Genomic DNA, 23,495 nt, shown 5'->3' on the forward strand with positions numbered 1-23,495 from the left:
CATGAGCCCGACTCGGGTTCAGCCGACGCAGCGCTCGCTTCCACGCGTCACGGTAGGCCAGAGGGGGCCCTGTTCGTCGCATGACTCACCCCCCCCAGGGTCGTGCGACGAGCAGGGCCTCCTCGGAGCAGGGGCAGCGGAGGTCCCGCTCGTCGCATGACTCACCCCCCCCAGGGTCGTGCGACGAGCAGGGCCTCCTCGGAGCAGGGGCAGCGGAGGTCCCGCTCGTCGCATGGCTCACCCCCCCCAAAGGGTCGTGCGACGAGCAGGGCCTCTCCTGGCCGGCAGCCCGCGCCGGCGCCGGAGATCCCGAGAACGACGCCGTCGGCAATCGGGATCAACGCACGCCGGCGTCCGCCGGCCGCCCGCGTCCGTCAGGTGTCGCGCCCGCTTGCCGGGTAAAACTTGACGCGGCAGGATGCATTGGGCTTGCTAGCGCGCTCCGCGCTTTTGCCCAAGGTCCTGGCCATGTCGTTCTCCATCCTGCCCCCGCCGATCACGCCCCTCGCCGCGATACTGCCGTCCGAGCCGCTGCTCCTCATGGGCGCCGGTCCGGTGCCCATCCCGCAGGCGGTGGCGCAGGCGAACGGGGTCATCATCAATCACCTCGGCCCCACCATGGACCGCGTCATCCAGAACGTGAAGTACATGGCGGCCTACGCGTTCCAGACGCGCAGCGACAAGATCCTCGGCATCGCCGGGCCCGCGTCCGCGGCCATGGAGATGGCCGTGGCGAACCTGTGCTGGCCCGGGCGCAAGGTCCTCTGCCTGAAGGTGGGGACGTTCAGCGGCCGCCTCGGCGAGATGGCGCTCGGCGTCGGCGCCGACGTGACCTTCCTCGAGGGGCCACCCGGGCGGCCCGTCACCCTCGCGGAGGTGCGTGAGGCGCTGAAGAAGCAGCGCTACGACGTGATCACGATGGCGCACGGCGAGACGTCCTGCGGCGTCCGCATGGTGGAGCTGCCGGAGATCTGCAAGCTCGCGAAGGCGCACGGCGCGCTCACCATCGTGGACGCGGTGGTCACGCTCACGGCCATGCCGGTGCACATGGACGAGTGGGGCATCGACGTCGGCATCGTCGGCGGGCAGAAGGCGCTGTCGTCGATCCCGGGCGTCTCGGCCTGCGCGTTCTCGCAGGACGCGTGGAAGGTGGTCGAGGAGCGCCCCTCGCCGCGCCCGCACTGGTGCTACGACGCCACGCGCGCGCAGCGGTTCTGGGGCTACCAGCAATACCACTACACGGCGCCCGTGCCCGGCGTGCTCGCGCTGCACGAGGCGCTGCGCCTCGTCTGCGAGGAGACGCTCGAGCGGCGCTTCCGCCGCCACGAGATGAGCTCTCTGGCCATGCAGGCGGGCGTCGAGGCGATGGGGCTCGAGCTGTTCGCGGCGAAGGACGTGCGCCTCAACAGCGTGCTCGCCATCAAGCTGCCGAGCGGCGTCGACAGCGCGCGCATCCGCGAGTACATGACCAAGGCCTTCCGCGTCGAGATCTCGGGCGCCTTCGGCCTCAACATCGTGCGCGTCGGCCAGATGGGCGAGCAGTGCCGCTCGCACAACCTGTTCAAGACGCTCTACGCCATGGGGATGAGCTTCCGGCGCGAAGGCGTGAAGCTCGACGTCGCCAAGGGCATGGCCGCGCTCGAGCAGGGGCTCGCCGGCGACCGCGACTACTTCGTCGACTGACTCGTCGACTGGCCCCTCAGGACGGGAGCTCCTCGCTCGCGGCGCCTCGCCGGCGCTCGGGCGGCGCGCTGCCCCGCCGGGCGAGCGCCTGCTCGCGGCGCTGCCCGGCGTCGATCCGGCTCCTGTGCGCGTCGAGCAGGTCGCTGCGCGTCAGCATCCCGAGCACCTTGCGGGGCGCCTCCCTCGACACGACCGGGAGCCTGCCCACCCCCTCGGTGACCATGTGATCGGCGGCCTCCCGCAGGGAGCTGTCCTCGAACACGACGGCGGGCGGCCGCCGGACGAGGTCGCGGATCGGCAGATCGCCGGCCTGCTGGGCGAGCACGTCGCGCATGGTGACCACGCCGATGAGCTCTCCTCGGCCGTCCACGACCGGGAAGCCCTGGTGGCGCGAACCCTTGCCCTGCGACAGCAGGAAGGCGCGGGCCGCCTCGACCGTCTCGTCGGCGGCGAGCGTCACGGCGGGGCAGGAGGCGGCCTCGCGCACGGTGATCTGGGCCAGGTGATCGGCCGCGTACTCCACCATCACGCGCGCGCCGCGGCGGGCGAGCTTCTCCGTCATGATGGAGTGCCGCATCAGCAGGCTCGAGACGAGGAAGGCCGCGCTGCAGCCGCCGAGCAGCGGCAGGAGCCCCATCGGCTGCCGGGTCGTCTCGAAGGCGAAGACCACCGAGGCGAGCAGCGCGCGGGAGGCGCCCGCGAAGATCGCCGCCATGCCGACGAGCGCGGCGACGCGCGCGTCCGCGTTGAGCCAGGGGAAGAGCGCGCTGGCGGCGAGGCCGAGGGCCGCGCCGAGCCCGCCGCCGATGGTGAAGAGCGGCGCGAGCGTCCCGCCCGAGGTGCCGCTGCCGAGCGCGATCGACCAGGAGACGAACTTCAGCACCGAGAGCGACACGAGCGCGGCGAGCGCCAGCCGGCCGCTCAGGATGTCGTCGATGTTGTCGTACCCGACGCCCAGCGTCTGCGGCGCGAAGTAGCCCACCGCGCCGATCGCGACGGCGCCGATCGCCGGCCACCACATCCAGTGCAGCGGCAGCCGCTCGAACGCCTCCTCGATCGCGTAGATCGCGCGGGTCGCGCCCATCGCCGCGACGCCGAGGACGGCGCCGAGCGCGATGTAGAAGGCGAGCGCGGGGCCGGTCGAGGGCGCCACGGCCGGCATCTCGAACGCCGGCGCGGTCTGGCCGGCGGCCAGGCGCGCGGCGGCCGCCGTGGCGGCGGCGAGGGCGACGGGGATCACCGAGCGCGGCCGGTACTCGAAGAGCAGGAGCTCGATCGCGAGCAGCACGGCGGCCACCGGGCTCCCGAACGTCGCCGACATGCCCGCCGCCGCGCCCGCGGCGAGCAGCGTCTTGCGCTCGTCCGCGGTGATCCGGAGCACCTGCCCGACCAGCGAGCCGAGCGCGCCGCCGGTCGCGATGATCGGCCCCTCCGCGCCGAACGGCCCGCCGGTGCCGATCGCGATCGCGGCGGAGAGCGGCTTGAGCAGCGTCATCCGGGGCGGGATGCGGCTCTGGTTGAAGAGCACCTGCTCCATCGCCTCCGGGATCCCGTGGCCGCGGATCGCCTGCGAGCCGTAGCGCGCCATCACGCCGACGACGAGCGCGCCGACGATCGGCACGACGAGCACGAACGGGCCCACCTGGTGCTCGGCGGGCGACGCGGGCGCGGCGGAGAGCCGGCCGAAGAACGCGAGGTTCGTGATGACGGCGATGAGCGCGGTGAGCAGCTCCGCCGCGAGGAACGCGACGCCGGCGATCGCGATCGCGAGGCCGCTCACGAGGACGACCCGCCGGTCGACGGCGGCCGCGGGGGCGGGGACGCGGAGGTCCTCGAGGGCCGGGCCCATCGAGGGGGCGACCGGGAGGCTCCCGGCGGCCGCGGTGGTATGTGGGGCGTTCGCGCTCGACATGTCAGCTCTCCTCGTGATCTCCCGCCCCGGGACCGGAGCGGGCTTCGTCGCCATCGAACAACAGGGGGGGCGCCTCGTCCCCGGCGCCGAGCGCCCGGGCGAGGGTGGTGAGGCTCTGCGCGAGCCCGCGGCGCTCGTCGGCCGGCAGGCCGTCCACGGCGGCGATGAGCTCGGCCTGAACGGTGCGCGGCGCGCGGCGGAGCAGCGCGCGACCGGCCGGGGTGAGCGCGATCTCGGTCCGGCGCGCGTCCTCGGGTGAGGCGCGCCGGGCGACAAGCCCGCGCTCCGCGAGGCGCGTCACCACGACCGACACCGAGCTCTGGTGCGTCAGCGTGCGCTGCGCGAGCTCGGCGATCGACGCGGCCGCCGCCTGGTCGAGCTGCTGCAGCACGAAGAGCTGCGCGCTGCTCACGCCGAGCTGCCGCTCGCACGCGCGCGAGGAGACGCGCAGGCGCTGCACGATGGCGCGGATCGCGTCCATGACCCGCTGCGCGTCCGGCCCGCCGGGCGCCCGCTGCGCGGCGGTCTTTCGCCGCCCGGGTGGTGATGCATGGGACCCCATACAATCGCGCCGGAAGCTACGCCGCCGGCCGGGCAGGCGCAAGCCGCCTCTGCCGCGCCGCGCAGAACGGCGCAGGCCGCGTCGTTCTGCGCGGCGCGCTCGAGGCGCGAGCCCGCCCGGGCTCCCGCCGGCGGGGGGATCCCGCTACCGCCGATCCACGTCGATCACGCGCAGCAGCGCGCTCGAGCGCCGCGACGTCGGCGCGGGCTGCGCGGCGATGCCGAGCCCGTCGAGCACCGCCGGCGAGGCGAACACGCCGTGGGCCGTCCCCTCGGGAAGCCAGGCGGCGAGCTCCAGCAGGTCGCCGCCCGTCAGCGCGCCGTCCGTGCCCGCGACGAGCTCGCCGGCGTGCACGCAGAGGCGGACGTGGACCCTCGGGTCGCGCCCGGCGCGCGCGTCGAGCCGCCGCATCAGCGACAGCGCCGCGTCCACCGCGCGGCGCCGCGCCGCCTGGTCTCCCGCCGGATCCAGCGGCCGGTCGGCGGTGACCAGCGCGGCCGTGCCCGCCTCGACGGCCGCCGCGAACCCCGCGTCCGCGAGCGCGCCGAGCGCGAGCGGCAGGACCGCCTCGAAATCGTCGAGCAGCTCCGCGTCCGGCTCCTCGAGGGCGCCGGGGTCGGCCTGCACCTCGACGTGGATGCCCACCGCGGAGCGCCGCTCGGCGGCGCCGCGCGCCTCGGGCGCCGCGATCGCCGCGCGCAGGCCGGCGATGAACTCGCCCACCGACGCCTGGCGCTCCGCGGGGTCCTTGCTGAGCGCCTGCAGCACCACGCGGTCGAGCGACGGGCTCACGCGCGCCCGCGCGCTCGGGCGGGGCGGGCTCGCGAACAGGTGGAGCTGGCGCAGCACGACGAGCGACGTGCCCGAGAACGGCGGCTCCCCGACGAGCATCGTGTACGTCAGCGCGCCGAGCGCGTAGATGTCCGACCGCGCGTCGACCGGGCGGCTCATGAGCTGCTCGGGGGACATGCACGAGGGCGAGCCCACGACGTGCCGCGACGTCGTGAGCGCGGGCCCGGGCGCGTCGAGCAGCTTCGCCACCCCGAAGTCGAGCAGCACCACGCGCGGGCGGTCGCCCCCGGCGCACAGGAAGACGTTCGACGGCTTGACGTCGCGGTGCACGATCGCCTGCGCGTGCGCCGCCTCGAGCGCGCTGCACAGCGGCTCGAGCACGGCGAGCGCCTCCTCCGGCGGCAGCCGGCCGCGGTCGCGCAGGAGCTGCGCGAGGTCGGCGCCCTCGAGCAGCTCCATGACGAGGTAGGGGCGCCCGTCCGCGAGCCGGCCGACGTCGAAGATCTCGACCACGCCCGGGTGCCGCACCCGCCGCGTCGCCTCGATCTCGCGCTCGAAGCGGACGAGCAGGTCGGGGTGCAGGGCGAGCTCGGGGTGAAGCACCTTCACCGCCGCCGGCGTGCCGCGCTCCGCGTGCTCCCCGCGGTAGACGACGCCGAAGCCCCCCGCGGCGAGGGCGCGCCCGATCCGGTAATCGCCCGCACGATCCGGCGCCTCGCGCGTGGGCTCGCCCCCGGCGACTGCCGCCTGCCCCTCGCCCGCGGGGAGGGCGACCGTCGTCTCGCCGGCGAGCCCCGTGACCTCGGGCAGCGCGCTCTGGAGGGTACGATCTTCGGCGCGTGCCATCTGCCAGCGGGCGCGAGAGTATCACAGGGAAGGTCGGCGCTCGCGCGCGTCCCTCCGCCGGAGCCATCATCGAGTGCATCGCTGCCCCTCCTGTCACCGGCGCCGCGAAGGCGGCTCTCCGTGCCCCCTCGACGGGTGGACGCCCCCGCCGGCGAGCGAGCGTCCGGCGGCCGCGCCGCCGCGCGTCGACGGCATCTCGCTGGGCGAGCGCCTCGGGCAAGGCGGGTTCGCCGCGGTGTGGGCGGGGATCTCGGGCAGCGACGGCGCCGAGGTCGCCGTCAAGGTCGGCTTCTCCGCCACCCCGCTGCTCGAGGAGCGCTTCCGCCGCGAGGCGGAGGCGCTCCAGCGCATCGGCCCTCCGCACGCTCCGCGGCTCCACGGGCGCGGTCGGCTCGACGACGGCCGCCCCTACCTCGTGATGGAGCGGCTCTCCGGCCGCACGCTCGCCTCGGAGCTCGCCTCGCTCGCCGAGCCGCCCGGCCCGGACTGGGCCGCCGCGCGGGCCGACGCCGTGCTCGCCGCGCTCGAGGCCGCGCACGCCGAGGGCGTGATCCACAGGGATCTCAAGCCGGAGAACCTCTTCATCGCGCGCTCCGGGGGCGCGCCCTCCGCCCCCGGAGCGCGCGTCGTGCTGCTCGACTTCGGCCTCGCGAAGCGCGCCGCGGGCGCCCCCGGCGAGGAGGCGCAGCTCACCCGCACCGGCGCGGTCCTCGGGACCCCCGACTACATGGCCCCCGAGCAGATCCGGGGCGAGGCGATCGACGAGCGCGCCGACCTCTACGCGTTCGGCGTCGTCCTGTTCGAGCTGCTCACGCTGGAGCTGCCGTTCGCGGGCGACGGCGGCGCCGTCGAGCACGGCCACCTCGCGCTGCGCCCGCGGCGTCCGGGCGAGCTCGCCCCCGTGCCCGCCGCGCTGGAGGCGCTGACGCTCGCGTGCCTCGCCAAGGACCGCGACCGCCGCCCCGCGAGCGCCTCGGCGCTGCGAAGCGCGCTCGCGGCGGCGCGCGCCGAGGCGGCGCGCGCCGTCGCCACGCGGGCGGCCGCCGCGCCGGCCAGGCTGATCGCCGAGGGGGGGCACCCGGTCGTCCTGCTCGTCGCCGACACGGTCGCCCCGGCGGCGCCGGTCATCGCCGCCGTGACCGGCCGCAACGGGTTCATCGCGCGGCAGCGCGGCAGCCGCTACGTGGCCGTGTTCTCCGGCCGGAGCGCCGATCACCCGGCCGAGGCCGCGCTCGCCGCCGCGCGCGAGCTCGCCGAGCGGCACGGCGCGCGGGCGGCGCTCCACCTGGCCTCCGTCACGCTCCGCCGCAAGGCGCGGAGCGCCGCGGCGTACGGCGCCGCCGTCGAGCGCCCGGAGACCTGGCTGCCCCCGGAGCCCTGGTCGGGCGTCGCGCTCACCGAGGAGCTCGAGCGCGCCCTGCCGGCGCGCGACGACCCGGGCCCCGCCTCGTCGCGCGCCGCGCCCTCGGCCGAGCTCGAGGCGCCGCTCGCCGGCCGCGACGACGTCGTCGCGGCGCTCTCCGCGAGCGCCGGGGCGGCCTTCGACGGGACGTGCCCGGGCCTGTTCACGCTCGTCGGCGAGCCGGGGCTCGGCAAGAGCCGCCTCGTGGCGGAGGCCGCCGCCGTGGCGCGCCGCCTGACGGCCCGGGCGCCCGCGGCGCGGGTGATCTCCCTGCGCGCCGCGCAGCCGCTGCCCGGGGAGCCGGCGCGCGACGCGGCGGAGCTCCTGCGCCAGGTGCTCGAGGCGCCCGCGGACCCGCCGGCGGATCCCGCCGCGTTCTGCCGCGAGCGCCTCGGCGACGCGCTCGGCTCGGCGACGTGGCCGGCGGTGGCCGCGGCGCTGGGCTGGTCGCCCCCGGCGGGCGGCGGCGGCGCGCCCGCGTCGCTCCACCTCGGCGTGGTGCAGGCGCTCGGGGAGGGGCTGCGCCGGCTCGCGCGCCGCGGCCCGGTGGCGGTGCTCCTCGACGACGCGCACCGGGCCGACGACGCGCTGGTCGACGCGCTCGAGTACGCGACGCTCGACGGCGCGGGCGTCGCGCTCTGGGTCGTTGTCGCCGCGCACCCCCGCTTCGAGCAGGTGCGCCGCGCGTGGGGCGCGCGCACGCAGCGCCACCGCCGGGCGGCGCTCGCGCCCCTCGACGAGGAGGCCGGGATGGCGCTCGCCGCCGAGCTCCTGCGGCCGGCCGAGTACCCGCCCGCCGCCACGCTGCGCCGGCTCGCGGGCTGGGCGGGCGGGAACCCCGCCTGCCTCTCGGAGCTCGTGCGCTCGCTGAAGCGGGCCGGCATCGTGCGGCGCCGCGCGGGCTCCGGCAGCCACTACGTCGCGACGGCGGAGCTCGACGCGTTGCCTCCCTCGCCGGCGTGGCAGTGGCTCGCGGAGCGGCAGATCGACGCCCTGCCGCCGGAGCTCGCGGCCTGCGTCAGGCTCTGCTCGGTGCTGGGCGTCTCGTTCGGCCGGGCGGAGCTCGAGCAGGTCCAGGACGCGATCGACCGCGCGGGCGGCGCCGGCACGCCGATCGACGCGGGCTACGGCCTGAGCGCGCTCGCGGAGCGGCGGATCCTCCAGCGCGGCGCGGGCGAGCGTTGCTCGTTCCAGAGCGCGGTGTTCCAGGACGCGGTCTACGAGCTGCTCGACCCGGCGCAGCGCGCGCAGATCCATCGGCACGCGCTCGCGTACTTCCGGTCCAGGGTCGAGGCGGAGGGGCCCCGCCCCGAGCTCCTCGAGCCGCTCGCGCGGCACGCCGGCGGGTGCGGGGCGCTGGAGGAGGCGGCGGACGCGTGCCTCCGGCTCGGCGACGCCGCGCTCTCGCGGCACCGACACGTCGAGGCGGACCAGCACTACACCGCGTGCCTCTCGTTCGCGGCGGAGGGCGAGCCGCGCTCGCGCGCGCTCGCGCGCCTCGGGCGCGGCAAGAGCCGCTACGGCGTCCACCGCCCGCGCGAGGCGCTGGAGGATCTCGCCGCCGCGCGGGCGCTCGCGGAGCAGCTCGGGGACGCCGCGTTCCTGGCCGACGCCCTCCTCGTCGAGGCGACCGTCCTCGACTGGGCCAACGATTTCGAGACGTCGGCCAGGCGGGTGGAGGAGGCGCGCCCGCTCGTCGAGCGCGCCGGATCGCCGGGCCTCGCCGCCCGGCTCGTGGTGGGGCTCGGGCGGACCTGCATGCGGCAGGGGCGCATGGCGGAGGCGGCCGACCTCCTGGGCCAGGGCGTCGCGGCCGCAGAGGTCGCGCGCGACTACGAGGCGCGCGTCGTGGCGCTCGTCCTGCGGTCGGCGGCGCTCGTGTTCGCCGGGCGGCTGGAGGAGGCGGAGGCGACGTTCCAGACGGGCATCGCGCTGGCGGCGCAGGTCGAGGACTGGCCCCACGTCTGCGCGCTGTACGTCAACCGCGCCTTGCTGTGGACGACCAGGAACGAGCTGCTCCTCGCGATCGACGACATGCGCCGGACGATCGCCCTGGCGCGGGAGATCGGCAATCCGCTCTTCGAGCGGATGGCGACGCACAACGTCGCCGAGCTGCTCCACGCCAACCACCAGGACGAGGAGGCCCTCCCGCTCGCGCGGCGCGCCCTCGTCCTCGAGGAGCGGTTCGTGGAGGTCCCGGTGCCGGAGAGCTCGCTGCTGCTCGCCCGGATCCTGATCGCGCGCGGCGGCCGCGACGAGGCGGCGCGCCTCGTCGACTGGATAGCCCGGCGCTGCCCGCCGGACGCCGCGACGGCCCCCTCGCTGTCCGCGCTCTTCCGGATGCTCGCGCTCGTCCTGGAGCAGCTCGGCGCGGGGCCGCCCGACGCCGGCGCGCTGGGGCGTCGCTGGGCCGCGCTGCTCGACGAGGCCAGCGGTGGGCTGCTCCCGTTCGAGCTCCTGGAGCTCCTCCACTGGCGCGCGGCGATGGCCATCCGGCGCGGCGAGCGGGACGAGGCGTCCGGCGCGCTCGCGCAGGCCGGGGCGCTCCTCGTCGCGTGTCCGATCTGGCAGCCTCGCTTCGACGACCTGTGGCGCCGCTTCCGGGAGGTGGAGGCGCGAGCCTCCATGGGCTGAAGGCCAGCGCCTCCGGTCGGCCATGGCGCCGCCCGGGCGCCGCCGGCCTCGCGGGTCGAGACACGGCGCTGTTCGGGCCGGAAGCGGCGGTCCGGTCGACGGCGGCGGCGCCGCGCGTCGCTGGCACGATCCATGGACTGAGCGAGCGCGTCGCATGCCGCGCCAGCGGCGGAAGGAAGAGCATGTTCAACGCCCGATCGTCCCTTGCTGTCGTTGCCGGTTCTCTCCTCTTCGCGTCCGGTTGCGTCGCGGCGCCGCAGGACGGCGCAGACGACGAGCTCGCGGTCGCGGAGGACGCGATCATCTGGACCAACGGCGACGGGCCGTCGTTCTTCTGGCAGACCACCACGCAGCAGCTGTTGCAGCGGCTCGCGCTGTCTCCGCTCGTCGACCCCGCGACCGGCCTGCTCACGCCCACGCGGCTCCTGGCCAGCGACGCGGGGCGCAAGGTTCTCCACTACGTCGTGGGCTGCGCGCTCCCTCGCGGCACCACGGTGAACACGTCGATGCCAGCGGTCTCCTTCAAGGGCGCGATCGGCCTCGCGCCGACGTGGAAGACGGGGAAGCTGGGCGCCCTGTCGTCGCAGCGCTGGGTGACGGCATGTCTGCTCCAGACCCTCAACGGGATCGGCGCGAAGGTGCCGATCCGCATGGTGGGCAGCCACGGGGGGCTCACGGACGCCTCGGCGCAGGACGCCGTGAACTACTCCATTCCGGACGCCACGATGTTCGGCAACATCTTCGACCCCGCCAAGGTGGAGGTCTTCGCCTGCGCGGACGCCGCCGCCGCTGCGGCGTGCGGCCTGAGCTGGAGCGCCTTCGCGGACCTGCGCATCTGCGACGGCTCGTCGCTCTGCGGCATCACCCTCCTCGGCGCGTGCCAGGACGAGGCGGGCGCCGACTGCTCGCTCAACAGCCTTGGCAACCCGGTCTGCAGGACGCCGGGCAACACCGTGTACGCGGAGGCGATCTCGACGTTCCTCGACGAGACGGGCTTCACCGCGCTTTACCCGTCGTGCAGCCCCCCGCCCTGACCCACGCCCCCCTGCGCCCGCGCGGGAAGGGGGAGCGCCCCTCTGCGCTGGAGGGGGACCCGGGGCCCGCGTCGTCCTCGACGGGATGGTCGGTCGTCGGCTGCTTTTCGCGCGGCGCCGGGCTGCATATCGCCCGCGCGCGAGATTCACGCTAAGAACCGGCCCTCCCATGACCTTCCAAAACCTCATCCTCGCACTGCAGAAGTTCTGGGCCGAGCGCGGCTGCCTCGTCGTGCAGCCGTACAACTCGGAGGTCGGCGCCGGCACCTTCAACCCGGCGACGTTCCTGCGTGCGCTCGGCCCCGAGCCCTGGAACGTGGCCTTCGTCGAGCCTTCCCGTCGGCCGTCGGACGGTCGCTACGGCGAAAACCCGAATCGTCTTCAGCAGTTCCACCAGTTCCAGGTGATCCTCAAGCCGAGCCCGATCGACATCCAGGATCTCTACCTGGAGTCGCTGCGCGCGATCGGCACGAACCCGCTCGAGCACGACGTCCGGTTCCTCGAGGACGACTGGGAGTCGCCGACCCTCGGCGCGTGGGGGCTCGGCTGGCAGGTGTGGCTCGACGGGCTCGAGATCTCGCAGTTCACCTACTTCCAGCAGATCGGCGGCATCGACTGCCGCCCCGTGTCCGGCGAGCTCACGTACGGCCTCGAGCGGATCGCGATGTACCTGCAGGACAAGGACAGCATCTACGACGTCGTCTACTCCGACGCCGGCGGGAAGGTCGTGCGGTACGGGGATCTCTACCAGCGCGCGGAGTGGGAGTGGTCGACCTACAACTTCGAGGAGGCCGACGTCGCCGAGCACTTCGCGGCGTTCGACGTGTGCGAGGCCGAGGTGAAGCGGCTCCTGTACCGGGGCGCGGATCCGGCGGCGAAGGGGGCGGCGATCGATCCGCGCAAGGCGCTGGTGCTGCCGGCCTACGACTTCGTCGTGAAGGCGGCGCACCGCTTCAACGTCCTCGACGCGCGCGGCGCGATCAGCGTGACCGAGCGGCAGCGCTTCATCGGCCGGGTCCGCGCGCTGGCGCGGTCGGTCGCCGAGACGTACCTCGCGCAGCGCGAGGCGCTCGGCTTCCCGCTCCTCGGCGAGCAGCAGGCGAAGGCGGCGGAGTAGCGCCGCACGCGACGGAGCAGCGCGCGCTGGCGAGGGTCGCGGAGCGGCGCGCGCTGGCGAGGGTCGCGGAGCAGCGCGCGCCGCGAGGTCGGTCGAGCAGCGCGCCGCCGCCGACCGGCCGAGCCCGCGCCCCGAGGGGGGCGCGAGAGCGCGGGGCGCCTCAGCCGGGCGGGCTGTCCGGCAGGAAATCCCGCCGCGTGCAGATCGCGACGACCGGCAGCCCCGCCGCGCGGATCGCCTCCGCGCCGCCCTCGAGGCGGTCGACGAGGGCGACCACGCCGACCACCGAGGCGCCCGCGGCGCGCAGCTTCTCGACCGCCTTCAGCGTCGAGCCGCCGGTCGTGATCACGTCCTCGAGGATCGCGACCGGCATCCCGGGCACGAGCCCGCGATCGCCCTCGACCAGGCGGCGCGAGCCGTGGTCCTTGACCTCCTTGCGCACGTAGAGCGCGGGGAGGGGGCGGCCGCGCAGGAAGCTCGTGAGCGACACCGCGCTCGCGAGGGGGCACCCCCCGAGCTCGACGCCGGCGACGGCCTCGCACCGGGGGAGCGCGTCGAGCGCCTCGAACATCAGCGCGCCGACGAGCGCGTGCCCCTCGGCGGTCAGCACCGACTGCTTGCAGTCGATGAAGAAGTCGCTCTCGCGCCCGGACGCGAGCACGACGCGCTTCTGCTCGAACGACCGCTCGCGCAGCAGCGCGACGAGCCGCTCCCGCTCCGAGGTGCCGAGGGCGCTCACCGCCCGCCCCGCTTGCGGAGCGAGGCCTTCGCGGCCCCCTTCCGGAGCGCAGGGACGACGGGCGGCGGCGGCCCGCCGGCGCCCTCGGCCGCCTCGAGCTCGTCGCCCTCGCCGCCCGCCGAGGCCGCCAGATCGGCGTCGTCCTCGTCGTGCGACGCCGCGAGGCGCGGCTCGGGCGCCGCCTCGACCGGCGCGGGGCGCGCTGCCGGCGCGGGGCGCGCCGCCGGCGCGGGGCGCGCTGCCGGCGCGGGGCGCGCCGCCGCAGGCGCGACGCGGGGCGCAGGCCGGGCTGCCGGCGCCGGGGCCGGCGCGCGGGCCGGCCGCGCGGCCGCGGGCGCGGCGGCGCGCGGCGCGGCTTCTGCCGCTGCGGCGCGCGCCGGGGCCGGCTGCGCGGCGAGCGGCGCGCCGGTCGTGACGTTGCCGCGCACCAGCGCGCCCGCGTGGATGCCGATCTGCGGCGCGCCGAGGTCGCCGACGACGCGCGCGCCGGGCTCGAGGATCACGGCCTCTTCCCCGGAGATGTTGCCGGCGACCGCGCCGCGGACGACCACGCGCCGCCCGCGCACGTCGCTCTGGATGAGCGCGCCTTCGCCGATGGTCACGTCGCCGGTCATGACGACGCTCCCCTCGACGCGCCCGAGGATCTCGAGATCCCCGTCGCCTTGCACGTTGCCGCGGATGGCCGTCGTCGGCCCGATCGAGGACTGGGAGGCCATCGGCTACACGTCCATGTCGACGTTGCCCTTGAACGAGGCTCCGTCCGCGATGGTGAGCCGCGACGCCTTCACGTCGCCGACCAGGCGACCGCCCGCGAGGAGGTCCACGCGGTCGGCCGCCGTGACGTTGCCGGTCACGTTGCCGCCCACCTGGAGCGACGCCGCCCCGATGTCCGCTTCGACCAGCGCCCCAGCGTCGATGGTCAGAGGCCCCTCGACGGTGAGCCGCCCGCGCACCGTCCCGGCGACGATCACCTCCTCGTCGGAGGTGATCTCGCCCTCGATCGTGAGCCCGTTTCCGATGATCGTACCCGCCACGTTCGTGCTCCTCGTCGCGCCCTCGGGGCGCGATGCTTCGTCCGTCAACGCGCGCTGCCGCCCGACGCGCGCTACCGCCCCGCCGCTTGCCGGGTGCCCTGACCGCGCCCGCCGGTCCGCTCCGAGAGCTCGGCCGGGAGGTCGAACTCCGCCTCGATGCGGCCGGCGAACGCCGCGCCTTCCTCGAGGATCACCTCGCTGCCCCCCAGGTTGCCGGCGTACTGCGCGGTCGCCCGGATGGTGACGGGGCCGCGCGACGCCACGTCTCCCGTGAGCTGCCCGGCGACGACGAGCGAGCTCGCCTCGACGTCCCCGGTGACCGACGCGCCGTCCTCGATCTCGAGGTCGCCGGCCAGGCGGATGTCCCCCTCGACGCTCCCCTCGACCCGGAGCGAGCCGTCGCCGTGGACCCGCCCGCGGATGCGGGCGCCCCGGCCGATGAGCGATTCGGCAGCGTCCGATTCGCTGCGCGTGGTTGTCGAGCCTCGGGCCATTCTCGTCTCCCGTGCGCGGTGGGGGCCGCGTGAGCCGGGGCGCGCACCAGAAGCCCGGCTCGTCCGCTGGAGCTGGGCGAGCGACGTCGCCCAGGCCCCGCGGCGGCGCGGACGCTACTCCAAGGCGTCGCGCCTCGCAACCAGGCGACGAGGCGACGGAGAGCGCGGGAGGGGTGGGGTGTCGCGCGGGCAACGGAGAGCGCGGGAGGGGTGGGGTGTCGCGCGGGGGGCCGAGGGGGGCCCTCCCACGAACTCGCGCCTCGTGGTGGCTGTTGCCCGCTGCGCGGAAGTGTCGAGTCCGGGGGCGACCCGCTGCGGTGCGGGCCGGCGCTCGGGTTCGTGGGGCCCTCCCCCTCGGCCCCCCGCGCGACACCCCACCCCTCCCGCGCTCTCTCTGGTGAATGGGGGGTGGTTCAGATCGGCAGCGGGGGACTCGGGGCGCTGCGGGAGGCTTCCTGAGGGGCTGGCTCTGGTGATAGGGTGCGATTTGACTGGGCTTTCCATGCGCGCGACGCGCCCGGCGCGCCGGACGATGAAGCGACTTGGACGGCTCGGCGCGCGTCGTCGTGAGGCGAACGCGGACGAACGCAACCTGGGGGTGTCCTATGCGGAAGATAGCTATCGTGGGGTCCGGACAGGCTGGCCTGCTCGCGGCGCACGGCCTGGTGAAGGCCGGCCATGACGTGACGCTCTACTCGGATCGCACGCCCGAGCAGTGGCTGAATGAGTCGAAGCCGACCGGCACCGCCGCCCGGTTCGACATGGCCCTCGCGTTCGAGCGCGAGCTCGGCCTGGCCTTCTGGGAGGACGCCGCGCCCAGGGGCGAGGGCGCCCAGCTCACCGCGTGCGCCGCCCCGGGCAACCGCCTCCTGACGCTGGCGGGCCGCCTGGAGCGCCCGTTCATGGCGATCGATCTCCGGCTCCAGAGCCACCGGTGGATGCTCGAGCTCGAGGCGCGCGGCGGCAAGATCGCCATCGAGCCCGTCTCGGTCGCGCGGCTCGACCAGATCGCGGCGGAGAACGACCTCACCATCGTCGCTGCAGGGCGAGGCGACCTGTGCAGCCTGTTCGAGCGCGACCCGGCGCGCAGCGTCCACACCGACGCGCAGCGCAACCTCGCCATGGTCTGCGTGACCGGCCCGAAGCTCGGGTTCGACGGCGTCCCGCTGCTCCCGGTCAAGTTCAACCTGTTCGCGGGCGTCGGGGAGGCGTTCTGGGTGCCCTACCACCACAAGGACGTGGGACCGAGCTGGAACTGTATCATCGAGGCGATCCCCGGAGGGCCGCTGGACCGGTTCCAGGGCGTCAAGACGGGGGAGGAGGCCGTCGCGATCACGAAGCGGCTGGTGAAGGAGTTCATCCCCTGGGACCATGAATGGTTCAGGTCAGCCGAGCTGTCGGACAGGCATGGATGGCAGGTGGGGCGCGTCGTCCCGGCGGTGCGCAAGCCCGTCGGAAGGCTGCCCTCCGGCCGGATCGTGACGCCGCTCGGCGACACGGCGCTCTCGCTCGATCCGATCGGCGGCCAGGGCGCCAACAGCGGCAACAAGATGGTGCGCAACCTGGTCGAGTGCGTCGCGCAGCACGGCGACGGCCCCTTCGACGCCGGATGGATGACGCGCACCTTCGATCGCTTCTATGCCCGCCACGGCGGGCCCACGGACAGGTTCAACAACCTCCTCCTCGCGGCCTCGGCCGGCGTGTTTCACCTCCTCTTCGCGCAATACGGCAGCGACGGGCGGGCGGACAACACGAGCAGGCAACAGGCGCTCGCGAACGCGTTCGTGAACAACTTCGCCGACCCGGCCCAGCTGACGCCGATCCTCGAGGACGTGGGGCGGGTGCGCGCGTTCATCGGGCAGAAGACAGGCCGCCCGTGGCCGCTCGCGCTCGCCGCGGGGGGCGTCGGCGTCGGCCTCGCGCAGGTGCGGCAGCGCCTCGGGCTGTCGCCCGGGCACCCGGGAGCGCAGGCGCACGCCGGGGGAGCGCTCGCGTAGCACCGATAAGACCTTCCATCCTTCGGCTCGCCGCCGGATGTGCAACACGGCGGCGCGCCTCACGCTCACGGCCTCACGCTCACGGAACGCGCGCTGAGCTCCCATCACCCTTCTGTGTGAGACCCTCGGTCACACGAGCACACAGGCGCGTTGCACGCGCATGAATATCTTGCGCTGTGATCGTCGCGATCTCTTTTTCATGCAGTTGTCACGCACGGTGCAGCGTTCTCGGTTATACTCCACACTGGTCCCGGAGTTTCACGATGTGGTCCGGCAGGGTGCCGTCTCCGGAGGCCTCCTCGCTTCTAGTTGCTACAGCGCCGTCGACGGCGCTGGCACGTGCTTAAGAGGAGTTGGACCATGCGATTGCTTACGATGACCATTGCTTTGTCGATGGTGGCTCTGGCCGGCGCTGCGTGCGGAGGTGCCTCGAACAGCAGCGACGGCGGCGGTAGCTCGGGCGGCGGTAGCTCGCAGAGCGGCGGCTCGCCGACCGGCTCGGCGAGCACCGGCGACTTCGGGGTGGGCGCCGGCGCTGGCCCGGGCGGGAACTCCGGCTCAGGCAGCGGCGCTGTCGGCTCGACGGGCGCAGGGCAGGCGTGCGCCGCGCAGTCTGCGCAGACCGGTCTTCAACAGGTGTATCTTGCCTTTGCGTTCGACGTGTCGGGCAGCATGGGCGCGAACAACGAGGAGTGGCACGACAAGGCGCTCAAGTGGGATCCCGTCGTCGCCGCCACGAAGCAGTTCTTCTCGGATCCCGGGTCCACCGGGCTCATGGCGTCGCTCACGTTCTTCCCCGGCCCCGATCGGCGGCGGATGTGCAGGGCCGGCACGTACGAGAGCCCGGATGTCCCGATGACGTCGCTGCCCTCGCAGGCGTTCGGCGAGGCGATCGATGACGTCACGCCGAGGCGCGATGACGACTGGCGCATGGGCACGCCGACGGCGTTCGTGGTGGAAGGCACGGTCGGCTTCATCGAGGAAGAGCGACAGCAGAGCCCCGGGAAATACGCGGTCGTGCTCGTGACCGACGGCTACCCGCAGCTCTGCGAGGGGTCGGACTCGATCGAGGCGGTCGTGCGGCATGTCCGGGCGGCGCGCGAGAACGGCATCGCGACCTACGTGGTCGGCGTCGCGAACCCGCCGGTGCCGGACGCGCCGGAGAACGTCGAGAACCTGCAGGACATCGCCGAGGCGGGCGGCACGGGCGAGGCGTTCATCATCGACACCGGCGACCCGGCGCAGACCACGGCCACGTTCAAGGCGGCCATCGACCAGATCCGCGGGACCGCGATCTCGTGCACGATCGCGATCCCGTCGGCGCCCGATGGCAGGACGTTCGACAAGCAGAAGGTCAACGTGACGTACACGAGCGGCACGGGCAACACCCCGACGAACCTCCTGTATGATCAGGACTGCGCGGTCGAGAGCGCATGGCGCTACGACGACCCCGCGAATCCGACGTCGATCGAGCTCTGCGCCAGCGCGTGCGCCACGGTGCAAGCCGACCCCGCGGCGTCGCTGAGCGTCGAGTTCACCTGCGAGGACGTGATCGAAGTCCCGCTGTGATCGGCGGCGCTCCCTGGCCAGCGAGGTACGTCAATAGCGGCCCTCGCTGGCCACGCGCTCCTCTCGCGCCGGCGAGCGCTCGACCGCGAACGTCGGCGCCCTGCCGGATGCCAAGCTCGTTCCTGGGGGCATGATGGGAAGAATTTGAACCACAGGGGCACAGAGGGCACAGAGGGAGAGAAGGAGAGAGGAAGAGATTTTTTTCTCTCTCTCTCCCTCTGTGCCTCTGTGGTTCCCTCTCTCTCATGAACCGGGGATGAAGTCGGGCGACGCGGCGCGGATCGACGGCGCCTTGCGGATACCGCCGCTCCTCGCGCACCGTCGAGCGCGCTCACGATGGCCGACTGGCCATGTCACAGGCGACCGCGGCGCCTCGCCAGGATCTTCTCGGCGGCGGTGAGCGGCCGCTCCGCGCGCGCGGGCTCGTGGGCTCCCGGAGCCGCCGTCCCGCGCGCGCTCCGCCCCGCCTCCGGCGCTCCGGCCGCTCCGCGCTGATCCGGTCGCGCGGCCGCCTGCTCCGCCGTCCACGCCGGCTGCGCCGCCTCCGGGGGCGGCGGCGTCCACGCCGGCGGCGCCGGCCTCCCGGGAGGCGCCGCCAAGGCCGGCCCGCGCTCGCCAGGCCCATCGCGCTCGCCGCGCCCCTCGACCTGCGTCCCCGGCCTCTCCGGCGCGCTCCCGCGCCGCTCGCGCCCGCGCTCCCTCGCCGACAGCAGCGCCCCCACCGTCGCTCCCGCGCCGGCCGCCTCGGCCGCAGCGCCCCACCGGCGCGCCCGCAGCCGCTCCGCCGCGCGCGCGGCCCACGCCGCCGCAGCCTCGGGCAGCGCGAGGCGCCGCGCCGCCACGGCGAGCAGCAGCGCGAGCGCGGCGAAGAGCACGAGCGGGGGCGTCGCGTCCCGGTACGCGAAGCGCCGCGACGCCCGGTCCTCGAAGATGCCCGCGAGCGTGTCGCGCCGCTTGCCCCCGGTGAACTCCGCGATCCGCCCGAGCAGCGACAGATCGCTGCCCGTCGGGCGCAGCTCCTCGCCGGCCGTCATCGCCGCGCCCGTGGTCCCGACGGCCTCGCCCGTGAGCTCGTCCCGGGCCACCGCGACATACGTCCCCGGCCGCGACAGCGGCAGCGTCGCCGTGTACGACCCCGCGCCCGTCGCCTCGAGCGGCAGCTCGCGCGCGAAGCCGTCCGGCCCCGCGACGTGCACCACCAGCCGGCGGAACGACTGCGCCCGCCCGTCGTCGCCGACAACGCTCGCGCGCACCGACAGCTCGCCGCCCGACGCGTCCGCCTCGAGGCGCACCCGCGGATCCTCGGCCTTGCGCGTCACGTCGCGCGCGGCCTGCGCGATCATCCGCGCCGCGCCGGGCCACCGCGTCCACGCCGCGCCCCAGCGGCCCTTCAGATCGCTCGTGAACGCCGCGGCCCGGCCGAGCCCGGCCGACCACACCGCGAGCACCGGATCGCCCTCCGGCCCCGACAGCAGCACGGTCGCCCGGCTCTTCGGGATCGTCACCACGTACCCCGCGAGCGGCGGCGCCTCGCCGAACGGCACGCCGGCCGTGATCGACGAGGGCGCGCCCAGCGCGACGTGGAACGGCTCCTCCACGAGCGCGCTCCTCGCCGCGAGGATCGTCTCCTGCGTGAACACCGCCGGTAGGCGCGTGGCGTCCTCGACCAGGTAGAAGCGGCCGTTGCCCAGGCGCGACAGCGTCTCGAGCTCCGGTACGTCGCTGCCCTGGCCGAGCGCCACGACGCTCGTCGTGATCCCGCGGCGCACCGCCGCCTCCACCATCGCGCGGCAAGGGCCCATGTTCTCCGCGTCCGAGCCGTCGGCGAAGAGCAGCACGTGCTTCAGGTTCGAGGCGTCCTGGTCGAGCGCGCGGTAGGCCGCCTCGAGCGTGATGTCGACGTAGATGCCGCCGCCGCCCGGGCCCACCGCGCGGATCGCCCTGTCGATCGCGGCGTTGTCCACGACCGGCCCGAGCGGCACGCTCCACCGCACCGCCGTGTCGACGTGCGCGACGCCGAGCCGGTCGCCGGGGCCGAGCAGCGCCGCCGACCGGGCGGCGGCCTCGTTGGCGAGCTCGAGCTTCGTGTGGGCGCCGGCGCTCGCCGCCATGGAGCCGGAGATGTCGATGCCGATCACCTCGGCCAGGCTCCCCCGACGGCGCTCCTGCTTCAGATCGAACGAGACGGGCGAGACCTCCTCGATCGGCGTCCGCGCGTAGCCGCCGGGCCCCATGCTCCGGTCGCCGCCCATCAGGACGAGGCCGCCGCCGAGGTCGCGGACGTAGCTCGCGAGCGCGTCGATCTGCCCCGGCGAGAGATCCGAGGCGCGGATGTCGCTGAGCACCACGACGTCGTAGCCCGCGAGCCCCCCGAGGTCGGCGGGGACGCGGTCGAGGCCGCCCTCGGCCACCCGGAACGCGCCGCCCTCGAGCGCCCGCGCGACGAAGGCGCCCTGCCCGGCGTCGCCCTCCAGCACGAGCGCCGCGGCGGCGCCGCGGACGCGCAGGAACGCGCTCGCCGCGTTGTCCTCGGCGGCCTCGTCGAGCCGCGGATCCTTCGCGGTGATCTCGACGTCGTAGCGGTGCAGCCCCGGTCCCGGCGCCTTCTCGCGGATGCGCAGCACGTCCTCGCCCGCGGCGATCGAGGCGTCGGCGCGGGCGATGAGCTCGCCGTCGCGGCGGAGGCGGATCTCGACCTCGGCCGGCGACGGCGACGACGTGACGAGCCGCAGGTCGAGCGCCTCGCCCTCGTCGGCCCGCGCGGGCGCGCGAAGGGCGACCACGCGGATGTCGGGGACCGCCCGCTGCTCCAGCGGGATCACGTCGACCGGGAGGCCGGCCGCCACGGCGGCCGCGGCCGCGGCCATCGTGTCGCCGCGGGTCGCGACGCCGTCGGTGACGAGCACGACGCGCGCCGCGGAGTCGGGCGGCACCTCGGCGAGCGCGCGCCGGATGCCCGCGGCGAGGTCCGTCCCGTCGCGGCCGAGCGCGACCCGCTGCGGGGCCGGGAGCTGCGATCGCGGGCGCGGCGGGTCCTCGGTGGCCGCGCCGGCGGCGAACGCGATCGTGGCGATCCGGTCGTCGTCGCGCATGCCGAGCTCGGCGATGGAGAGCTCGTGCGCGACGCGCTTGTCGGCGTTCGGGACGAGATCGATGGAGCGGCTGCGATCGACGGCGACCAGGACGGTGAGCCGATCGAGTGGCCGGCCGATCTCCGGCCCGGCCACGGCCATGGCCGCGGCGAACGCGGCGAAGGGGGCGAGGAGATCGCCGAGCCGCGCGCGCCACGCCCCCTGCGCGCGGACGCGCGGCGACGCGAGCGAGAGCGCGAGGTACCGGAGCGCGACGAACGACGTCGCGCCCAGCGCGAGCACGGCGCCCCAGGGGCGCGCGAGCCGCAGGTAGACGTCCGGCAGCAGGCCGCACCAGACCAGGCCGACGTGGAGCGCCGGCAGCGCGCCCGCGAGCATCCACGCGAGCAGGATCGGGCGGCGGAGCGCGCCGCGGCGGAGGGCGAGGCGCAGCAGCACGGCGAAGGCGAGCGCGCCGGCCGCCGTGGCGGCAAAGGGCAGGGCGCGCAGCGCGGCCGCCGGGATCAGGAAGGCCTCCGTTCGATCCGCATGCGGGGGTGCCGCAGTAAACCACCTTTGGGGCGCGTCGGGGCACGCCGCTTCGGCGGGGTGTGGCCGACTGCCCCATCGGGGCAACCGTGCGGCGCCGCTGTCGGTGTCTTGCGTGTTTCATGCGGCATTTCGGCCGTTCCTGGAAAGCTTTCCAGTTTTGCCAGGGATGGCACGCCGTCTGCTTCCCACTGTTCACGAACCGGTCACGACCGCGGCGGGGCCGCGTGGCAGGGGGCAGGAGAGATCATGTCGCGCATCGAGACCACGGACGCCTGGAGCAGCACGGACGACAGCTCATGGGACCTCGGCGAGGGGTTCGGCGAGTCGCCCTGTAGCGTGCACTACCAGGAGGGTGATCTCATCGCGGGCAAGTACCGGCTGCTCCGCAAGATCGGCGAGGGGGCGATGGGCACGGTCTGGGTCGCGACGAACGTCGCGGTCGAGTCGACGGTCGCGATCAAGCTGATGCGGCCCGAGCTGCGGTCGCCGGAGCTCGTGGAGTACTTCCAGCGCGAGGCGCGGGCCGCGGGCCGGATGAACCACGGGGAGATCGTGCGGGTGTTCGACCTCGGCGAGACCGCCGCGGGCGATCCGTACCTGGTGATGGAGCTCATCGAGGGCGAGTCGCTGCGGAGCGTGCTGGCGCGCGAGGGATGGATGACGCCGGAGCGGGCGATCGCGCTGCTCCTGCCGGTGGCGGGCGCGATGCACGCCGCGCACGACAAGGGGGTCGTCCACCGCGATCTCAAGCCGGACAACGTGATGCTGGTCCGCCGCGCCGGCGGCCGGATGCAGCCGAAGATCATCGATTTCGGCGTCGCCAAGCTCCTTTCCGAGCGCGAGGAGAGCCCGGCGTCGGCGAGCTTCGAGGTCTTCGGGACCCCGGACTACATGCCGCCGGAGCAGGCGCTCGCGGCGCCCACCGTCGATCGCCGGGCCGACGTCTGGTCGTTCTGCGCGATGCTGTACGAGCTCCTGTCGGGCCGTCCCCCGTTCTCGTCGAGGAACGCGCTGGACGGCCTGCGGGCGGTCCTGCAGGACGCGGTGCCGTCGCTGGTCGACACGTGCAACCTCGACGCGGATCTCTGGGCGATCCTGGAGCGCGGGCTGCAGAAGGAGCCGACGGCGCGCTGGTCGAGCCTGCGCGAGCTCGGCGAGGCGCTCGCCGCGTGGCTCTGGTCGCGGGGCGTCCGCGAGGACGCGCGCGGGGTGTCGCTCCAGGGAGAGTGGATCCCCTGCGAGGAGGTCTGTGTGCCGGCCAACTGTGGCGTAACGCCACGCCTTTCATGGGTGGAAGAGCGGGGCCGGCCAAGCCGCCGCTGGTCGTCGCGTCGGCGGGGGCACCGGCTGAACCGGGTCCGGCCGGCGGGTGAGCAGGCGGCCTGCCACTGAGGGCAGGGGGGCGCCCGGGACCCCAGCCGTCGCGGCCGCCGCGGGGTATGCTCGCGACAGGTCGCGCATGAACCTCGCCGAGAAGGTCGTCCAGCCCGCCACGCTCGCCGACCTCGACGAGCTTCCGTCCGACTGGCGGGGCGAGATCATCGACGGCACGCTGTACGCCTTTCCTCGTCCGCGCTTCGTTCACGCGAACATCGAGGACCTGATCACGGCCGACCTCAAGAACCCCTTTCAGCGGGGCAGGGGCGGCCCTGGCGGATGGTGGATTCTCTCCGAACCGGGAATTCAGCTCGATCGCGCGCCCGAGATCTCGCCCGACGTCGCCGGCTGGCGCCGGGATCGCATGCCGAGGCCGCCGCGGTCCAGGGAGCCGATCAACCTGGTCCCCGACTGGGCCTGCGAGATCCTCTCGCCGCGCACCGCGGGCTACGACAACCTCGTCAAGCGCCGCTTCTATGCCGAGATCGGCGTGCCTCACCTCTGGTACGTGGATCCCGCCCGGCGGACGCTGCTGGTCAGCCAGCTCGAGAACGGGCGGTGGATCGAGCTGGGGCTCCACGGTCGAGACGAGCAGGTGCGCGCGGCGCCGTTCGAGGACGTGGAGATCGACCTGGCCGAGTGGTGGGAGGGGCTCGACGAGGACGAGGAGGCCTAGAACA

16 protein-coding genes are annotated in these 23,495 nt (G+C 74.8%); 8 read left to right on the top strand and 8 right to left on the bottom strand.

The genetic code is table 11. From position 1 onward, the window contains the following. The first annotated feature begins 468 nt into the window (after nt 1-468). Complete coding sequence (locus WME76_RS02955) at nt 469-1,683, top strand: pyridoxal-phosphate-dependent aminotransferase family protein (protein ID WP_061615358.1); 1,215 nt, start codon at nt 469-471, stop codon at nt 1,681-1,683. 16 nt (nt 1,684-1,699) lie between these two features. On the opposite strand, the gene WME76_RS02960 is transcribed toward WME76_RS02955, so the two are convergent. The 3 genes from WME76_RS02960 to WME76_RS02970 all read right to left on the bottom strand — a co-directional run bounded on the left by WME76_RS02960 (nt 1,700) and on the right by WME76_RS02970 (nt 5,795). Beyond that, nucleotides 1,700-3,595 carry a chloride channel protein gene (locus WME76_RS02960; RefSeq protein WP_437958700.1) on the bottom strand — a complete coding sequence of 632 codons (1,896 nt, stop codon included), beginning with the start codon at nt 3,593-3,595 and terminating at the stop codon, nt 1,700-1,702. Nucleotide 3,596: 1 nt separating this feature from the next. Then, entirely contained in the window at nt 3,597-4,076 is a 480-nt protein-coding gene (locus WME76_RS02965) for a MarR family winged helix-turn-helix transcriptional regulator (protein WP_437958701.1), read from the bottom strand. 225 nt (nt 4,077-4,301) lie between these two features. Next, nucleotides 4,302-5,795: a serine/threonine-protein kinase gene (locus WME76_RS02970; protein ID WP_437958702.1), complete on the bottom strand. Its 1,494-nt coding sequence runs from the start codon at nt 5,793-5,795 to the stop codon at nt 4,302-4,304. A gap of 73 nt (nt 5,796-5,868) precedes the next feature. On the opposite strand from WME76_RS02970, the gene WME76_RS02975 reads away from it, so the two are divergent. From WME76_RS02975 to glyQ, 3 genes are all read left to right on the top strand, one after another. Next, nucleotides 5,869-9,831: a serine/threonine-protein kinase gene (locus tag WME76_RS02975; RefSeq protein WP_437958703.1), complete on the top strand. Its 3,963-nt coding sequence runs from the start codon at nt 5,869-5,871 to the stop codon at nt 9,829-9,831. Between the two features lie 182 nt (nt 9,832-10,013). Continuing rightward, nucleotides 10,014-10,865 carry a hypothetical protein gene (locus WME76_RS02980; protein WP_437958704.1) on the top strand — a complete coding sequence of 284 codons (852 nt, stop codon included), beginning with the start codon at nt 10,014-10,016 and terminating at the stop codon, nt 10,863-10,865. A gap of 169 nt (nt 10,866-11,034) precedes the next feature. Beyond that, nucleotides 11,035-11,982, top strand: coding sequence for a glycine--tRNA ligase subunit alpha (gene glyQ, locus WME76_RS02985; protein ID WP_437958705.1), 948 nt, complete (start codon nt 11,035-11,037; stop codon nt 11,980-11,982). Between the two features lie 160 nt (nt 11,983-12,142). Here glyQ and pyrE read toward each other — a convergent pair whose 3' ends face one another. From pyrE to WME76_RS03005, 4 genes are all read right to left on the bottom strand, one after another. Then, a complete protein-coding gene (pyrE, locus tag WME76_RS02990) occupies nt 12,143-12,721 on the bottom strand; it encodes an orotate phosphoribosyltransferase (RefSeq protein WP_437958706.1) in 579 nt (192 codons plus the stop codon). Then, nucleotides 12,718-13,437 (bottom strand): bactofilin family protein, encoded by a 720-nt coding sequence (locus tag WME76_RS02995; protein ID WP_437958707.1) that lies wholly within the window; start codon nt 13,435-13,437, stop codon nt 12,718-12,720. Before WME76_RS02995 ends, pyrE begins: the two co-directional genes overlap by 4 nt. A gap of 3 nt (nt 13,438-13,440) precedes the next feature. Further along, nucleotides 13,441-13,755, bottom strand: coding sequence for a bactofilin family protein (locus WME76_RS03000; RefSeq protein ID WP_061611987.1), 315 nt, complete (start codon nt 13,753-13,755; stop codon nt 13,441-13,443). 71 nt (nt 13,756-13,826) lie between these two features. Then, nucleotides 13,827-14,249: a bactofilin family protein gene (locus WME76_RS03005; protein ID WP_437958708.1), complete on the bottom strand. Its 423-nt coding sequence runs from the start codon at nt 14,247-14,249 to the stop codon at nt 13,827-13,829. Nucleotides 14,250-14,854: 605 nt separating this feature from the next. On the opposite strand from WME76_RS03005, the gene WME76_RS03010 reads away from it, so the two are divergent. Beyond that, nucleotides 14,855-16,246 carry a styrene monooxygenase/indole monooxygenase family protein gene (locus WME76_RS03010; protein ID WP_437958709.1) on the top strand — a complete coding sequence of 464 codons (1,392 nt, stop codon included), beginning with the start codon at nt 14,855-14,857 and terminating at the stop codon, nt 16,244-16,246. A gap of 360 nt (nt 16,247-16,606) precedes the next feature. Then, on the top strand, nt 16,607-17,815 hold the full coding sequence (locus WME76_RS03015) for a vWA domain-containing protein (RefSeq protein ID WP_437958710.1): 1,209 nt from the start codon (nt 16,607-16,609) through the stop codon (nt 17,813-17,815). 353 nt (nt 17,816-18,168) lie between these two features. Here the strand turns inward: WME76_RS03015 and WME76_RS03020 are convergent, their stop codons facing one another. Next, entirely contained in the window at nt 18,169-21,345 is a 3,177-nt protein-coding gene (locus WME76_RS03020; protein ID WP_437958711.1) for a VWA domain-containing protein, read from the bottom strand. A gap of 339 nt (nt 21,346-21,684) precedes the next feature. Between WME76_RS03020 and WME76_RS03025 the strand changes: the two genes are divergently transcribed. Both WME76_RS03025 and WME76_RS03030 read left to right on the top strand, forming a co-directional pair. Further along, nucleotides 21,685-22,830, top strand: a complete 1,146-nt coding sequence (locus tag WME76_RS03025) for a serine/threonine-protein kinase (protein WP_437958712.1) — start codon at nt 21,685-21,687, stop codon at nt 22,828-22,830. A 67-nt stretch (nt 22,831-22,897) separates the two neighbouring features. Then, nucleotides 22,898-23,491, top strand: a complete 594-nt coding sequence (locus WME76_RS03030; RefSeq protein WP_437958713.1) for a Uma2 family endonuclease — start codon at nt 22,898-22,900, stop codon at nt 23,489-23,491. Nucleotides 23,492-23,495: the final 4 nt, after the last annotated feature.

This window comes from Sorangium sp. So ce119, from assembly GCF_051524405.1.
Taxonomy (GTDB): Bacteria; Myxococcota_A; Polyangia; order Polyangiales; family Polyangiaceae; genus Sorangium; species Sorangium cellulosum_G.

Excerpts from the sequence above, each read along its gene's own strand:
- glyQ (WP_437958705.1), top strand. The coding sequence starts at position 11,035 with ATGACCTTCCAAAACCTCATCCTCGCACTGCAGAAGTTCTGGGCCGAG.
- WME76_RS02995 (WP_437958707.1), bottom strand. The coding sequence starts at position 13,437 with ATGGCCTCCCAGTCCTCGATCGGGCCGACGACGGCCATCCGCGGCAAC.
- WME76_RS03010 (WP_437958709.1), top strand. The coding sequence starts at position 14,855 with ATGCGGAAGATAGCTATCGTGGGGTCCGGACAGGCTGGCCTGCTCGCG.
- WME76_RS02955 (WP_061615358.1), top strand. The coding sequence starts at position 469 with ATGTCGTTCTCCATCCTGCCCCCGCCGATCACGCCCCTCGCCGCGATA.
- WME76_RS02970 (WP_437958702.1), bottom strand. The coding sequence starts at position 5,795 with ATGGCACGCGCCGAAGATCGTACCCTCCAGAGCGCGCTGCCCGAGGTC.
- WME76_RS02960 (WP_437958700.1), bottom strand. The coding sequence starts at position 3,595 with ATGTCGAGCGCGAACGCCCCACATACCACCGCGGCCGCCGGGAGCCTC.
- WME76_RS03030 (WP_437958713.1), top strand. The coding sequence starts at position 22,898 with ATGAACCTCGCCGAGAAGGTCGTCCAGCCCGCCACGCTCGCCGACCTC.
- WME76_RS03005 (WP_437958708.1), bottom strand. The coding sequence starts at position 14,249 with ATGGCCCGAGGCTCGACAACCACGCGCAGCGAATCGGACGCTGCCGAA.
- WME76_RS02965 (WP_437958701.1), bottom strand. The coding sequence starts at position 4,076 with ATGGACGCGATCCGCGCCATCGTGCAGCGCCTGCGCGTCTCCTCGCGC.
- WME76_RS02980 (WP_437958704.1), top strand. The coding sequence starts at position 10,014 with ATGTTCAACGCCCGATCGTCCCTTGCTGTCGTTGCCGGTTCTCTCCTC.
- WME76_RS03025 (WP_437958712.1), top strand. The coding sequence starts at position 21,685 with ATGTCGCGCATCGAGACCACGGACGCCTGGAGCAGCACGGACGACAGC.
- WME76_RS03015 (WP_437958710.1), top strand. The coding sequence starts at position 16,607 with ATGCGATTGCTTACGATGACCATTGCTTTGTCGATGGTGGCTCTGGCC.